Consider the following 14,121-nt stretch of genomic DNA (forward strand, 5'->3'; position numbering starts at 1 on the left):
GCGGTCGGGGCCCTGTGCGCCGCCTCCGCGGCGTGTGTGGTTCACGAGAGCGGCCGGTCCAGCGCGCGGTACTGGATCGCCTCGGCCACGTGCGGCGCGCGCACCGCCTCCGAGCCCTCCAGATCCGCGATGGTCCTGGCGACGCGCAGCACCTTGTCGTGGGCCCGCGCGGAGAGCCCGAGCTTCTCGACCGCGGCCTGGAGGATCCGCCGGCCGCCCTCGTCCGGGCCCGCGATCCTGCGGAGCGCGCCGCCGCGCAGGCGGGCGTTCACCCCCGCGGCGCGCCCACCCGCTCGCTCCCGCTGCACCGATCGCGCGCGCTCCACGCGCGCTCGCACCTCCGCGCTCGTCGCCGTCGGCGGGGGCGGCTCGCCGAGCAGCGGCGCGGGGAGCGACGGGACGTCCACGTGCAGGTCGATGCGATCGAGGAGCGGCCCGGAGATGCGCCGCCTGTACGCGAGCAGCTCGTGCGGGGTGCAGTGGCAGCGCCGCCGCCGGTCGCCGTGGTAGCCGCACGGACAGGGGTTCATCGCGGCGACGAGCGTGAGCTCGGCAGGGTACGTGACGCTCCGGCCGGCCCGCGCGATGGTGACGTCGCCGTCCTCGAGGGGCTGCCTCAGCGCCTCGAGGACGTGACGCCGGAACTCCGGCAGCTCGTCGAGGAACAGGACGCCGTGGTGCGCAAGCGAGACCTCGCCGGGGCGCGGGACGCTCGTCCCGCCCACGAGGCCGGCGTCCGAGATGGAGTGATGCGGCGCGCGGAAGGGGCGAGCCGTGAGGAGCCCGCGGTGCCGCGTCAGCCCGGCGACGCTGTGGACCACGGTCGCCTCGAGCGCCTCCTCGAACGCGAGCGGCGGGAGCAGCGTCGGGAGCCGGCGCGCGAGCATCGTCTTTCCGCTGCCCGGCGGGCCGAAGAAGAGCAGGTTGTGCGCGCCGGCCGCGGCGATCTCGAGGGCCCGCTTCGCGTTCTCCTGCCCCGTCACGTCGGCGAGGTCGATCGGGACCCCCTCCGGGGGCGGCCGCGGCGCGATCCCGAGCGGCGGTCGGAGCGACGCCGTTCCGCGCGCCCAGGCGACGACGTCGCCGAGGTGCCCCGCGGCCAGGACCTTCACTCCCTCCACGATCGATGCCTCGAGCGCGTTCGCCTCGGGCACGACGATCGCGAGCGCGCCGGCGCGGCGCGCCTCGATGGTGAGCGGGAGGACGCCGCGGACGGGCTTCACCTCCCCCGAGAGCGCGAGCTCGCCGACGAAGTGGACCTTCGCGATCGCGTCCGCGGGGATCTCCTCCACGGCGGCGAGCACGCCCATCGCCATCGGCAGATCGAACCCCGTGCCGTCCTTGCGCAGGTCCCCCGGCGCGAGGTTCACGGTGATCCGCTTGTGCGGCAGCTTCACCCCGAGGTTCCGCACCGCCGCCGCGACCCGGACCTTCGCCTCCTGCACGGCGCCCGTGGCGAGCCCGACGAGGTGGAAGCCCGGCATCCCGAGCGTCGCCTCGACCTCCACGTCGACGGGGATCGCCTGCACGCCGAGGACGGCGCCGGAGCGGATGCGGACGAGCATGCACGGACGTTCAGCAGGGGCCGTGCCAGCGCGGGAGCACGGCAGCGTGGCGCGCGCAGGTTCCGTCGCGGCCGCCCCGCGCTCCCGCGCGTACGCCCCGCGGACGCTCGGGCGATCACGACGGCGCGGGGTGTCAGCGACCGGCGAGCCGGACCGCGCGCGCGAGCACCGCGTCGAGCATGGCCGGGGTGAGCCGGCCGGTCTGCGTGTTCTGGCGGGAGGGGTGGTAGCTGCCGACGAGCACCGGGGCGTGCGGGATGGCGAGCTCGGCGCCGTGCCCGAAGCGCGGCCGCGGGCGCGGGGGCGCGTGACCCGTCCGCGCGAGGTGCGCGAGGGCGGCGTCCCAGGCGATCGCGCCGAGCGCGAGGATCACCCGCACGCCGCCGAGCGCCGCGAGCTCGCGGTCGAGGAACGGCGCGCAGCGCGCGAGCTCGTCCGGCGCGGGGCGGTTCTGGGGCGGGACGCAGCGACAGGCGGCCGTGACGAACGCGCCCGAGAGCACGAGCCCGTCGTCCGCGGCGCGCGAGGCGGGCTGCGAGGCGAGCCCGGCCCGGTGCAGCGCTGCGTAGAGGAAGTCGCCCGAGCCGTCGCCGGTGAACATGCGCCCGGTGCGGTTCGCGCCGTGGGCGCCGGGCGCGAGCCCGAGGAGCACGATGCGTGCGGCGGGGTCGCCGAAGCCCGGGACCCCCCTCCCCCAGTACGCCTCGTCCCGGTAGGCCCGGCGCCGCGTCCGCGCCACCTCCTCGCGCCACGCGACGAGGCGCGGGCACGCGCGGCAGGCCTCGACGTCGCGGGCGACGAGGGAGAGGGCGCGGGGCGAGGGACGGGCGGGAGCCGGAGCGCTCACGCCTACGGATCTAACCGACCGACAGAGATTCGCGACACGAGCGAGGCGCGCCTGCCAGGGCCGCAGCCCCCGTGAGATCACGCCCGCGCCGTCCCGGAACGGGAGCGGCGCGGGCGCGGGTGTTCTCTTCGGACGCCGCCTCGGCGGCGCGCGGATATCGCTACGGCTTGCCCATCCGGCGCTTGGCGTCGTCGATCTGGCTCTTCGCGACCGTGTCGGTCACGCCCTTCGTCGCGACGGCGGCGGCGTACGCCTCCTTCGCCTTCGCCTTCTGCTTCGCGTCCTCGAAGAGGCGTCCGGCGCGGTACAGCGCGCGGGCGGCGACGTTCGCGTCGGCGGATGCGCACTTCTCGTCCTTGCCGAAGGCGACGTACCGCTCGGCGGCCTGCGCCGGCTTCTTCGCCAGATCGAGCTCGGAGGCGACGTTCTGGAGCGCCACGCAGCGGTTCGGCGACTCGGGGTTCTTCTGCAGGAAGTCCTCGTACATCTTCGCCGCGCCCACGTGGTCGTTCTTCTTCGACTTGTAGACGGCGAGGAGGAGCATGTTGTTCGGCGCGACCTTCGAGTCGCCGTGCTCCTTCAGGATCTTCTCGCGGACCTCGGCGGCGCGCTCGGGCTTGCCCGCCTTGTCCCACGCCACGGCGGCGTTGTGCAGCGCGTTCGCGGCGTCGCCGCCCCTCGGATCGGCCGCGAGCTGCTCGAACGCCTGGGCGGCCTCCGCGGCCTTGCCCTCGTCGAGGAGCTTCTGCGCGGACGCGAAGTGCGTGCCCGCCTCGGCCCGGGAGAGCGCCTCGAGCACCTTGCCGTAGCTCTCCTTCTCCTTCGGATCGGTCGCCTTCTGCACCTGCGCCTCGACCACCTGGCGGACGCGCGCCACCTCGGACTGATAGCCCGCCTCGTCGTTCGCGTAGAGGAACGTCTGGAGGTACAGGGGGACGGCGCTCTCGAGGACCTCGCCCTCGGTCGGCCAGCGCTTCAGGATCTCGTCGAAGCGGCGGCGCGCGTCGTCCATGTTGTCGAACGCGTACTCCACCTCGGCACCGATGAGCGCGAGCTGAGCGGGGGGGAGGCCGCCGCGGCGCTCGGCCGCGGGCTTCTTCAGCTCGGGGTCGGCCTCGAGGTTCTGCAGGTAGACGTCCGTGGCCTCGACGAAGCGCTTCCACTCGCCCGGCGGGACGCGGGGCTTGAGCGGCTCGCCCCGGCGCTGGTCGGCGTTCGCGAGCTTGATCGGCTCGAGCTGGTTCGCCTTCACCTTCTGGTTGGCGGCGTTGAGCCAGGCGCCGGCCGCGAGCCGCGCGGCGACCGCCTTGGAGGACGCGTCCGCCTGCGCGTCGGTCGCGACCTTCTGCGCCTGCTCTGCGGCGCGCTCGAACTGCATGCCCTGCATGTAGAGCTCGGCGGCGCGGTAGCGCACCGGCATCCGCCACTCGGAGGACACGAACTGGTCGGCGAACTGCGCGTAGCCCTCGGCGGCGGTGACCCACTCCGCGCGCGCCTGGTCGATGTTGCCGGACTGCTGCGCGACGAGGCCGCGCTCGTAGTGCGTGCGTGCGTCGCGGATCTTCCCGCGCTCTGCGTCGTCGAGCTGGCTGTCGACGGGGAGCTTGTAGTTCGCCTGGTAGAACCGCTCGCTGCGGCCCTTGCCGCCGCCGCCCGTTGCACAGGCCGCGGCGAGAGCGAGCAGGACGACCGAGATCCGCATCTTAGAAGTCATGTCGTGCACCTCTCCGTCTACCGTTTGATCCGTGCCGCCCCGGGCTCGCCCGTCGCACGGCGCCCCTCCGGTGCGGCTTGCCGCCCCGCGGCGGGCGCGATGCCCCGGACGCCCGACGACGCGCTGCTGCTGCACGGAGGTGGCGTAACATACCGCGCCCGGCGCGCGGCGCCTCGTTCCGTTTACCGCGTTTCCGCCCCTGCGACACCCGCCATCCTGCGAGCTCCACGAGCGGACCGCCCCGACAGGTACGCCCGCGTCCGCCCGACACCGGCGGCGGAACTCGCCTACACGACCGGTCACGGGCGGACGGCGCCGCCCTCCGCGGAAGCACCCTCGGACGCGCCGCCCTCGACGGCGAGCTCGAAGCGAACCGCCGCGCGCTCCTCGTCCGCCGCGTCACCGCCACGGTCGTAGGTGACGAGCGTGACGCGCGTGACCGCCCCGGGCTGGGCGTCGAAGGCATAGGAGGAGCGGATGTCGAGCCGGCGCGGCGCGCCTTCCGGGCCCGAGCGCACGCGGTACACGAGCTCGGCGGACACCCGGTGCGCGCCCGCCGCGATGCGTCGATCGAGGATCCCCGCGGCGACCCCTCGCGCGCCGGCCTCCGGCGGCGCGTCGGGCGGCGCCCCGTCGAGCGCGTAGGAGGCCGACTCGAGCGCGTAGGCGGGGCCGAGCTCCTCGCGGTGGAGGAGCACGGCACGCGTCCCCGCGGCGAGCTCCGCCCCCACCCGCTCGTAGAGATCCCGCAGCCGCGCGTTCGCGGGCGCGAGCTTGCCGTGCAGCCCCGAGACCCGCTCCTCGAGGGTGCGCACCGGAGGCGCGGTGTCCTGCGCGCGCGCGAGCGCCGCGAGCGCGGCGACACCGAGGGCGATGAGGCACCGGACTCGCACCGCGTCGCTCCCCTCCCCGAGCCCGAGCGAGCCTCGAGGCCCGGGTCGCGTTCGACTCCGGGTCGTTATAGCACGCGGGGACGGCGCGGCCTGCGCACGTCCGGGGGGCCTCGCGGCGCTACGCGCCCTTCTTCAGCTCGGTGAGGACGAGCTTCGCGACCGCCTTCAGCGTGTCGAAGACGCCGACGCCGGTCGGGGCGACCGCCTGGTACTCGGGGACGCTGCGCGGATTGATGAGCCGGCGGAGCTCGTCGACCGTGGCGACGTTCGGGAGGTCGCGCTTGTTGTACTGGACGACGTACGGGATCTTGTCGAGGTCGTAGCCCTGCTCGCCGAGGTTCACGCGCAGGTTCTCGACCGACTCGAGGTTCGCCTCCATGCGCTCGATCTGCGAGTCGGCGACGAACACCACCCCGTCGACGCCCTTCAGGATGAGCTTGCGGGAGGCGTCGTAGAACACCTGGCCCGGCACCGTGTAGAGGTGGAAGCGGGTCTTGAAGCCGCGGATCTCCCCGAGCGACAGCGGCAGGAAGTCGAAGAAGAGCGTGCGCTCCGTCTCCGTCGCGAGGGAGATCATCTTGCCCTTCGCGTCGGGGTTGGTCTTCGCGTAGACGTACTGGAGGTTCGTCGTCTTCCCGCAGAGACCCGGGCCGTAATAGACGATCTTGCAGTTGATCTCGCGCGAGCTGTAGTTGATGAAGCTCATGATCACTCGCTGAAGAGGTTGTCGATGTCGTCGTCGGTGATCTCGGCGAACGGGCTCGCCGCGCCGGGGGCCGCCTGCTTCTTCGCGAGGCCGTCGAAGACCTTCGCGAGCTCCTCCCCGGCCTTCTTCACCCGCAGGCGCACGAGCCCGAGCGAGCTCTTCGCGTCGAAGATGACGACGAGCACCACCCGACCGCCCACGATGCTCATGTGGAGCGACTCGCGCTCCCCCTCGTGGAACTGGTTCGGGAACTCCTTCTCGCCGATGAGCTTCGCGAGGCCGCCCATGGCGGCGACGTTGCCCGCGGTGAGCGAGGCGAGCGAGGTCGTGTCGAGGTTCTGCGCCTGTCCGCTCGAGGAGATGAGCTGACCGTTCTTGTCGACGAGGAAGACGACCTTGGCGTTCGCGTCGCGTGTGAGCCGGTCGCAGATCCCGGCGATGAGCCGGAACTCCTCCTCGTACATCACCAAGCCGGAATTCATGGGCGCTGGGCTCCGCGAAGGTCCGAGTCCATGGCGAAATACCAGGGAACCTCGCCCCTTTCAATCCGGCGGCCACGGCGCCGCGAGCGGTGTAGCCGGCTGTCGCATGGTTCGATGGGCTCGACCATGAGCGCGCGCCGACCGGTCCCCCACGAACCGAGCGTCGCGCTCAGAGCTCGCGGCGGCCGGCGAGCGCGCGCGCCAGCGTCACCTGGTCAGCGTATTCGAGATCACCGCCCATGGGAATTCCTTGAGCGATGCGCGAGACCTTCACCCCGAGCGGCTTCAGGAGCTTCGTGAGGTAGAGCGCGGTCGCCTCACCCTCGACGTCGGGGTTCGTCGCGACGACGATCTCCTCGGCGGGCTCGCGCTCGAGCCGCAGCAGGAGCTCGCGGATCTTGAGGTCGGAGGGGCCGATCCCGTCGAGCGGCGACAGGGCGCCGTGGAGCACGTGGTAGCGGCCGCGGAACTCGTGGGTGCGCTCGATGGCGAGGAGGTCCGGGACGCCCTCGACGACGCAGATGATCCTGGGGTCGCGCCGCGGGTCGGCGCAGATGGCGCACGGGTCCTTGTCGGTGAGCGTCTGGCAGCCCGAGCAGAGCCGGACGTCGCGGACCACCCCGGCGATCGCGCCGGCGAGGTCGCTCGCGTAGGCCGGGCCGGCCTTGAGGATGTGGAACGCGAGGCGCTGGGCGGTCTTCTCGCCGATGCCCGGCAGCTTGGCGAGCTCCTTCACGAGCCGGGCGATGGGGTCCGCGACCGCCATGGCTACCCGGCGACCCCCGGGATCTTGATGCCGCCCGTCGCCTTGGCCAGGTGCTCGTCGGCCGCTGCGCGCGCCTTCTCGACCGCGGCGTTCACGGCGGCGGTCACGAGATCCTCGAGCATCGCCTTGTCGGCGGGGTCGACCGCCTTGGGATCGACGACGAGGCGGGTCACCTCGCACTTGCCGTTCATGGTGACCTTCACGAGCCCCCCGCCGCTCTCGGCCTCCACCGAGAGCTCGCCGAGCTGCTCCTTCGCGTCGGCCATCGCCTTCTCGAGCTTCTTGGCCTGACGCATGAGGTACTGGATGTCCATTCGTCGCTCCTGGAGCCGCTAGAGCTCCTCGATCTTCTCGATGCCGCCGTCGAGGATGCGCGCGGCCTCGCGGATGTTGGGGTGGTTCCGGGCGGCGTCCCGCACGCTCGCGCTGCGCGCCTGGCGCTCGGCGGCCTCCGCCGCCGCGATCGACGCGGGGGGCGGCGTGGGCGCGTGGCCGTCGGGCGCGGCCTGCAGCCCGTCGGCGGGCACCGCGCCGACGGAGATCGCGAGGCGCGTCGGGCGGCCGAGGAAGCGCGCCAGCACCTCCTCCACCTCCGCGCGGCGACGCTCGACGCTCTTCGCGAGGAAGTCCGTCGGCATCACGATGGCGACCTCGCCGTCGCGGATGCCGCGCAGCGCCGCCTGCTTCAGCATCGGCGCGGTGACCGGGCTCACCTTCTCGACCTCGTCCACCGCGCCGCGCCAGCGATCCGCGTCCGAGCCGTAGGCGATCGGGGCTGCCGTCGCGGTCACCGGGGCCGGCGGAGGCGGGGGCGGGGTCGGGATCGAGCTCGCCGCCGGGGTCGCGGTCGACGTCGGCAACGGCCGCCAGCCGGCGGGCTCCGACCCGGCGGCGCAACCGGGCGTGCCGAAGCTCGCGACCGAGCGCGCGGCGCCCGTCGTGCCTCCGCCCGCGGGCGGAGGAGGGACCGACGCGGGGGTGGGGCGCGGCGGCGGAGGCGCGCCGCGGGCGAGCGCCTCGAGCCGAGCCACGAGCTCCGACACCTGCGCGCCCGGCGCGAGGAACACGCCCGCGAGCAGGGCGACCTCGAGCGCGTACCGCGGCTGCTCGGCGAGCTTCACGTCGACGACGGCGCGCTGCACGAGATCGAACAGGCGCGTGAGCTGCGCCGCGTCGGCGGCGGCGGCCTGGGCGCGCACCTCCGCGAGCTCTCCGTCGGGGAGGTCCATCGGCGCGGACGGGACGAGCTTCGCGACCACCACGTTCCTGAGGTGGCGCACGAGCTCCTCGGCGACGCGCTTCATCTCGAGCCCGCGCGCGTGGAGCGCCTCGAGCTCGGCGAGGAGCGCCCCGCCGTCGCGGTGGACGAGCGCGCCGCAGATCCGCGAGATGGCCGCGGCGTCGACGGCACCGAGCGCCTCCGCGACGGCCGCCTCCTCCGGTGCGTCGCCGGCGGCGGCGCGGACCTGATCGAGGAGCGAGAGGGCGTCGCGCATCCCGCCCTCCGCCTGCCGCGCGACGAGCGCGAGCGCGGCGGGCGAGAGGCGCATTCCCTCCGCCTCGGCGACCTTCGCGAGCTGGTCCGCGATCTGCTGGAGCGTGAGCCGGCGGAAGTCGAACCGCTGGCAGCGCGAGAGGATCGTCTCCGGGACCTTGTGGACGTCGGTCGTGGCGAGCACGAACTTCACGTGCTCGGGCGGCTCCTCGAGCGTCTTCAGGAGCGCGTTGAACGCGCCCGTGGAGAGCATGTGGACCTCGTCCACGACGAAGACCTTGTAGCGATCGCGGGCGGGCCGGTACTTCACCGCCTCGACGATGTCGCGGACGTTGTCGACGCCGTTGTTCGAGGCGGCGTCGATCTCGACCACGTCCACCGCGCGCCCCTCCGCGATCTCGACGCACGGGGTGCAGACGCCGCACGGATCGGCGGTGGGGCCCTTCTCGCAGTTGAGGGCCTTGGCGACCAGGCGGGCGGTCGTCGTCTTGCCGACGCCGCGCGGCCCGGTGAACAGGAAGGCGTGGGCGAGCTGCCCGGTCTTGAGCGCGTTGGAGAGCGTCCGGACCACGTGCTGCTGGCCGGACATCTCTCCGAACTGCTGCGGGCGGTACTTGCGGGCGAGGACGAGGTAGTTCATTCGACCGCCATTGAAAACAAACGAGCCGGCCCACAATCCCCGGGCGCACGGAGGACCACCTACCGTTGCTCCCTTCCGGGCCTGGCGGGGTTTGGCAACCCCCACGTCGCCCGAGGATTCTGGGCCGGCTCAGCCGGCCTTGGCCGCCGGTGCGGCTCCCTCTTGTAACGTGAAGGGAGCTGCAGCGCTGGCGGAGAGGGTGGGATTTGAACCCACGGTACCGTTCCCGGTACACACGATTTCCAGTCGTGCACCTTCAGCCGCTCGGTCACCTCTCCATTGTACTGGGGGAGTGCTCGGCTCCCCCTCTGGCTTCGCCAGGGGGAGCCTGCGCTCCCCCAGACCCCCTGGCTCGCTCCGGGGCAGCCTCAGCCGGCTGCCCCTTCGCTCGCTACGGAGTCCAAATCGCCAGGGGGAACCTGCGCTCCCCCAGACCCCCTGCTCGCTCCGGGGCCGCCTCAGCCGGCGGCCCCTGCGCTCGCGTCGGGGCTTCAATCTTCGCGCTACTCCGCGAGGAGGGAACTTCGTCCGTTCCTCGCTTGAACGACTGAACGACCTGCCTGCCGACCTCCGCCTTTCCCGGTGCGTGCTTCCGACCGGTATTCTGCACAGCCTGCAGGCAAAAGATGCGGAGAGCGAGGGATTCGAACCCCCGGTACCGTTGCCGGTACACCTGATTTCGAGTCAGGCGCCTTCGACCAGCTCGGCCAGCTCTCCGCCGGCGGATGTAACCGATCTCCGGCCGCGTGCCAAGCGGCAACCTACGTGGTCTGCCCGTTTCCGGTCGAGCGCCTGGCGCGGAAGAAGGCGCGCAGGAGTTCGCCGGCCTCCTCGGCCATGACGCCCTTCTCCACCGGGAAGCGGTGGTTCAGGCGCGGATCGGCCGAGAGGTCCATGAGCGACCCGATCGCGCCCGCCTTGGGGTCGCTCGCCCCGTAGACGAGCCGGTCGATCCGGCCGAGGACCATGGCGCCGGCGCACATCGCGCAGGGCTCGAGCGTCACGTAGAGCGTGACGCCGGTGAGCCGCCAGCGCCCGAGGTTGCGGGCCGCCTCCTGGATGGCGAGGAGCTCGGCGTGGGCGGTCGGATCGTGGGCGGCCTCGCGCGCGTTCGCGCCCCGGCCGACGATCCGCCCCTCGAACACCGCGACGGCGCCCACCGGCACCTCGCCGCGCTCCGCCGCGGCGCGGGCGAGCGCGAGCGCCTCCTGCATGGCTTCCTCTGGCGTCACCGGCGGGAGGGTAACCCGCGGCGGCCGGCGGTGCGCGAACTACGGCGTGGGGGGCAGCGGCGCCGGAGCGCAGACGTGATCCGCCCCGCAGGCCTCGCTCGCCGCGCAGTCGGCGTTCGTCGCGCAATGGCCCGTCGCTGTCGCACACGTGTTCGTGGCGTCGCAGACCTGCCACGTCACGTCGCAGTCGGCGTCCGTCCCGCAGCGCCCGGCGGTCAGCAGGCACGTGTACGCGGTCGACGAGACCGGATCCACGTCGCAGCGCTGCCAGGGCTGGCAGTTCGCGTCCGTGCCGCAGCGGCCCGCCGCCAGCAGGCACGTGTACGCGGTCGGCGAGGTGGCGGTGACGTCGCAGCGCTGCCACGTCGCGCAGTCCGTGTCCGCGCCGCAGCGCCCCGGCGCCGACAGGCACGTGTACGCGGTCGGCGAGGTGGCGGCGACGTCGCAGAGCTGCCACGTCGCGCAGTCCGCGGTCGAGCCGCAGCGGCCCGGCGTGAGCCCACAGGTGTTCGTCGGGACGTCGCAGGACTGCCAGGCCTTGCAGTCCACGTCCGCGCCGCAGCGCCCCGGATCGGCGAGGCAGCGGTTCACGCCCGCGGGACAGCGCTGCCAGGCCTCGCAGTCCGCCTCGCCGCTGCAGCGTCCGGGGAGCGGCACGCACGCGTGGTCGGTGCAGCTGTTCCAGGACGTGCACTCGGCGCTCCCGAGGCAGGCGCCGGTCGCAAGAGCGCACCGACCGTCGGAGCAGGAGGCCCAGGCCGCGCAGTCCCGCTCCACCTCGCAGCGCGCGCCCACGTCCCCGACGTCTGCGTCCGAGACGCAGATGCTCGCGGAGCAGTGCTGGCCCGCGAGGCAGTCGCCGTCGCGGCTGCAGCGCCCCCCGGGCTCGAGTTGGCAGGCGGCGAGGAGCAGGACGGGGACGAGCGCGAGGATTCGGCGGTTCATGAGGTCTCCTCGCTAGAACCGGCCCGACACGCCGACGCTCGCGCCGCCGTGCTCGGGGGATAGCGCGGGCGCGAAGGTCCACATCGCGGTGCCCGTCGCCGCCGCGACGCCCCCCACGATGAGCAGCACCCTCGTGGCGGAGGCGAATCGATCGACGCGGTCGTAGCCGGCCCGGTCGGACCAGCCGAGGCTCGCGCTGCGGTACTTCGCATCGAGCGCGTCCGCCTCCTGCTTGCCGAAGTAGGCGGTCACGCCGCTCGCCGCGAGGACGACGGCGCTCGTGGCGACGAGCAACTTGCCTCCGGGCCGCATCCACATGCCGGGCGGCGGGCCCGATTCGGGCTTGAGCTCGAGCGGCGCCGCGGCCATCGCCGGGGTCGGCTTCGCGCCGGCGGCGGCCGGATGGGCGGCGGGCGCGGGCACCCCGGCGAGGACGAGCGCCTCGAGATCGAGGAGCGCCTTCGCGATCGGCTCCGCGTTCGAGATGACCGCGTCGACGCCGACGCGGACCGGGCCGAAGGTCTTGCCCATCCCGTCCACCGCCTGGAGCGAGAAGACGAGCACGCCGCCGGCGTCGCGCGCGCTGCCGGTCACGACGACGCCCTCGCCGGCGAGGCGGCCGAGGCACTCGGGCGAGGGGCGGACGCCGCAGGTGCGGCCGAGCGTGAGCCGCTTGGCCACGACGAAGGCGCGCGCCCGTCCCGGGAGGCGCAGGAACGCCGACTCGAGGAGCGCGCGCGCGTCGGCGGAGCCGTCGACGGGGTAGAGCTGCACGGGCACGCTCTGCGCCGCCGCGGGCGCGCCGCAGACGAGCGCCAGCGCCGCCACGGCCGCGCGAACGCGCACCCGGTCTCGCTCCCGCATCGTGACCCCTCCCGTCCGTCAGCCGCACGGACGCGGGGGACTGTACCAAACGGGCAGCCAGGGGAGCGACTTGGCGGCCGGCGGGTCGCCGCGCCGCGGCGTGGTTCTCCCCCGATGTGCGCGGGGGTGGTCGCCGTTCGCCCGAGCTCAGCCCAGGACCGGCAGCGCCCCCGGCTTCAGCTCGGGGTGGTCCGCGCAGGCCAGGCCGCAGGCGCGGCAGGTCTCCACCGCGCACTTGGGCGTGAGCTTCGAGCCCACGCCGCGGCGCAGCTCGCGGGCGAGGAACGTCTTCGTGAGCCCCTGGTCGAGGAAGTCCCACGGCAGCCGCTCCTCCACGCCCGCCTCGCGGAGCACGAAGAAGTCGGGATCGTGCGGCCACCGGCGGAGCGCCTTGCGGAGGTCGCCGCCGGTCTCGCGGTGGGCGAGCTCGAGGAGGTCCGCGCAGCGCCGGTCGCCGCGCGACATGAGCGTCTGGACGTAGGCCTCGCGCGGGCTGAAGAACTCGACGTCGATCCCCTTCGGACGGAGCGTCTTCTCGAGCAGGCGCCGCTTCTCCTCCAGGCAGCCGCGCTCGTGCATGGGCAGCCACTGGAACGGCGTCCACGGCTTCGGCACGAACGGGTTCACCGAGAGCGAGATGCGCCCCATGCGCCCGCGCTCGCGGGCCCACGGGAGCATCACCTCCTCGCGGATGCGGATCGCGATGCGCGCCATGCCGAGGATGTCGTCGTCCGTCTCGGTGGGCAGCCCGCACATGAAGTACATCTTCACGTGCTGCGTGCCCTTCCCGAGCGCGTGCGCGGCGGCCTGCACGATCTGGTCGTCGGTGAAGTCCTTGTTGATGACCCGCCGCATCCGCTCGGTGCCGGCCTCCGGCGCGATCGTGATCGACCGCTCGCCGCCGGCCGCCATCCGCCCGGACAGCTCCGGGGTGATGGCGTCCACGCGCAGGGACGACGGGCTGAAGGTGCCGCCGAGCTCCCCGATGTAGCAGGTGAGCGGATCGAGCCCGGTGTAGTCGGAGGTGTCCGGCCCGACGAGGCCGAGCCGGAGCCCGCGCTCGACGCCCTTCCTCGCCTCGGCGCGCAAGGTCTCGAGGTCCACCTCGCGGTAGGGGCGCTGGACGAACCCGGCCGCGCAGAAGCGGCAGCCCCACAGGCAGCCGCGCGCGACCTCGGTGAGGAACAGGTCCCCGAACTGCGCGTCGGGCGAGTCGACCACGCGCGAGGTGGGCTTGCCGCGCAGGTCCGGGACGTAGGCGCGGAGGACGCGCTCGGGGGCGCCGCCGAGCGGCGCGAAGCGCGTCACCCAGGCGCCCCGCGGGTCGCGGCTGTCGGAGTACTCCACCTCGTAGAGCGCCGGGACGTACGACCCGGCGAGCCCGGCGAGGCGCCGGAGCAGCGCGTCGCGCGGCAGGGCGTCGGCGACGGCCTCGCGCACGAAGGCGAGGAAGGGCGGGACGAGCTCCTCGCCCTCGCCGACCAGGAAGGCGTCGAAGAACGGCGCGAGCGGCTCGGGGTTGATCTGGACGGCGATGCCGCCGGCCACGACGAGCGGGAAGCCCTCCCCGCGGTCCTCGCTCCGGAGCGGCAGGCCGGCCCGGTCGAGGATCTCGAGGACGTGCCCGTAGTCCTCCTCGAACGAGAGCGAGAACGCGACGACGTCGAAGTCGCGGAGCGGCCGCCCGGACTCCATCGTGCGCGGCTCCTCGCCCGGCTCGTCGGGCAGGAAGGCCCGCTCGCAGAGGGCGCGCGGGTCGTCGTTGAGGAGGCGGTAGACCGCGTGGAGCCCGAGGTTCGCCATCCCGAGCCGGTAGGCGTTCGGGTAGACGAGGGCCACTCCGAGCTTCCCGCCCGGCTCCTTGCGGATCGCTCCGCGCTCGTTCGGCACGTGCACGTGTTCCAAGGCCGTCCTCTGTAAGGAGAGCACGGACTGGACGCACCCTCAAACGGCACCGGGCCGGCCGCGAGCG

At 73.6% G+C, this 14,121-nt stretch carries 13 protein-coding genes, 2 tRNA genes and 1 other RNA gene; all 16 read right to left on the reverse strand.

Annotation, left to right across the window (positions count from 1 at the left end; all coding sequences use genetic code 11):
• Positions 1-41: 41 nt before the first annotated feature.
• Positions 42-1,565: a YifB family Mg chelatase-like AAA ATPase gene (locus MNY62_RS11905; RefSeq protein WP_242344395.1), complete on the reverse strand. Its 1,524-nt coding sequence runs from the start codon at positions 1,563-1,565 to the stop codon at positions 42-44.
• A 133-nt stretch (positions 1,566-1,698) separates the two neighbouring features.
• Positions 1,699-2,412 carry a uracil-DNA glycosylase gene (locus MNY62_RS11910; protein WP_242344396.1) on the reverse strand — a complete coding sequence of 238 codons (714 nt, stop codon included), beginning with the start codon at positions 2,410-2,412 and terminating at the stop codon, positions 1,699-1,701.
• A 160-nt stretch (positions 2,413-2,572) separates the two neighbouring features.
• On the reverse strand, positions 2,573-4,126 hold the full coding sequence (locus MNY62_RS11915) for a tetratricopeptide repeat protein (RefSeq protein WP_242344397.1): 1,554 nt from the start codon (positions 4,124-4,126) through the stop codon (positions 2,573-2,575).
• A gap of 299 nt (positions 4,127-4,425) precedes the next feature.
• Positions 4,426-5,019 (reverse strand): hypothetical protein, encoded by a 594-nt coding sequence (locus tag MNY62_RS11920; protein WP_242344398.1) that lies wholly within the window; start codon positions 5,017-5,019, stop codon positions 4,426-4,428.
• 118 nt (positions 5,020-5,137) lie between these two features.
• A complete protein-coding gene (locus tag MNY62_RS11925) occupies positions 5,138-5,725 on the reverse strand; it encodes a GTP-binding protein (RefSeq protein WP_242344399.1) in 588 nt (195 codons plus the stop codon).
• 2 nt (positions 5,726-5,727) lie between these two features.
• Positions 5,728-6,207, reverse strand: a complete 480-nt coding sequence (locus MNY62_RS11930; protein WP_242344400.1) for a roadblock/LC7 domain-containing protein — start codon at positions 6,205-6,207, stop codon at positions 5,728-5,730.
• A gap of 169 nt (positions 6,208-6,376) precedes the next feature.
• Positions 6,377-6,973 (reverse strand): recombination mediator RecR, encoded by a 597-nt coding sequence (recR, locus tag MNY62_RS11935; RefSeq protein WP_242344401.1) that lies wholly within the window; start codon positions 6,971-6,973, stop codon positions 6,377-6,379.
• Between the two features lie 2 nt (positions 6,974-6,975).
• Positions 6,976-7,287, reverse strand: a complete 312-nt coding sequence (locus MNY62_RS11940) for a YbaB/EbfC family nucleoid-associated protein (RefSeq protein ID WP_242344402.1) — start codon at positions 7,285-7,287, stop codon at positions 6,976-6,978.
• 18 nt (positions 7,288-7,305) lie between these two features.
• Positions 7,306-9,108 (reverse strand): DNA polymerase III subunit gamma/tau, encoded by a 1,803-nt coding sequence (dnaX, locus tag MNY62_RS11945; RefSeq protein WP_242344403.1) that lies wholly within the window; start codon positions 9,106-9,108, stop codon positions 7,306-7,308.
• A 28-nt stretch (positions 9,109-9,136) separates the two neighbouring features.
• An RNA gene (gene ffs / locus MNY62_RS11950) (signal recognition particle sRNA small type) lies at positions 9,137-9,230 on the reverse strand.
• Between the two features lie 66 nt (positions 9,231-9,296).
• Positions 9,297-9,386 (reverse strand) — tRNA-Ser (locus tag MNY62_RS11955).
• Between the two features lie 351 nt (positions 9,387-9,737).
• Positions 9,738-9,825 (reverse strand) — tRNA-Ser (locus MNY62_RS11960).
• Positions 9,826-9,869: 44 nt separating this feature from the next.
• Positions 9,870-10,322, reverse strand: a complete 453-nt coding sequence (gene tadA / locus MNY62_RS11965) for a tRNA adenosine(34) deaminase TadA (protein ID WP_242344404.1) — start codon at positions 10,320-10,322, stop codon at positions 9,870-9,872.
• Between the two features lie 57 nt (positions 10,323-10,379).
• Positions 10,380-11,285 carry a hypothetical protein gene (locus MNY62_RS11970; protein WP_242344405.1) on the reverse strand — a complete coding sequence of 302 codons (906 nt, stop codon included), beginning with the start codon at positions 11,283-11,285 and terminating at the stop codon, positions 10,380-10,382.
• A gap of 12 nt (positions 11,286-11,297) precedes the next feature.
• The gene (locus MNY62_RS11975; RefSeq protein ID WP_242344406.1) at positions 11,298-12,149 is read right to left on the reverse strand and encodes a hypothetical protein; all 852 of its coding nucleotides are present in this window, start codon (positions 12,147-12,149) and stop codon (positions 11,298-11,300) included.
• Positions 12,150-12,296: 147 nt separating this feature from the next.
• Positions 12,297-14,045, reverse strand: a complete 1,749-nt coding sequence (locus MNY62_RS11980; protein ID WP_242344425.1) for a radical SAM protein — start codon at positions 14,043-14,045, stop codon at positions 12,297-12,299.
• Positions 14,046-14,121 lie beyond the last annotated feature (76 nt).

The sequence above is a fragment of the Anaeromyxobacter terrae genome (genome assembly GCF_022690685.1).
Classification (GTDB): Bacteria; Myxococcota; Myxococcia; order Myxococcales; family Anaeromyxobacteraceae; genus Anaeromyxobacter; species Anaeromyxobacter terrae.

Coding starts and splice junctions, on each gene's coding strand:
- MNY62_RS11915 (WP_242344397.1), bottom strand. CDS start 4,126: ATGACTTCTAAGATGCGGATCTCGGTCGTCCTGCTCGCTCTCGCCGCG.
- recR (WP_242344401.1), bottom strand. CDS start 6,973: ATGGCGGTCGCGGACCCCATCGCCCGGCTCGTGAAGGAGCTCGCCAAG.
- MNY62_RS11975 (WP_242344406.1), bottom strand. CDS start 12,149: ATGCGGGAGCGAGACCGGGTGCGCGTTCGCGCGGCCGTGGCGGCGCTG.
- MNY62_RS11940 (WP_242344402.1), bottom strand. CDS start 7,287: ATGGACATCCAGTACCTCATGCGTCAGGCCAAGAAGCTCGAGAAGGCG.
- MNY62_RS11905 (WP_242344395.1), bottom strand. CDS start 1,565: ATGCTCGTCCGCATCCGCTCCGGCGCCGTCCTCGGCGTGCAGGCGATC.
- MNY62_RS11930 (WP_242344400.1), bottom strand. CDS start 6,207: ATGAATTCCGGCTTGGTGATGTACGAGGAGGAGTTCCGGCTCATCGCC.
- tadA (WP_242344404.1), bottom strand. CDS start 10,322: ATGCAGGAGGCGCTCGCGCTCGCCCGCGCCGCGGCGGAGCGCGGCGAG.
- MNY62_RS11925 (WP_242344399.1), bottom strand. CDS start 5,725: ATGAGCTTCATCAACTACAGCTCGCGCGAGATCAACTGCAAGATCGTC.
- MNY62_RS11970 (WP_242344405.1), bottom strand. CDS start 11,285: ATGAACCGCCGAATCCTCGCGCTCGTCCCCGTCCTGCTCCTCGCCGCC.
- dnaX (WP_242344403.1), bottom strand. CDS start 9,108: ATGAACTACCTCGTCCTCGCCCGCAAGTACCGCCCGCAGCAGTTCGGA.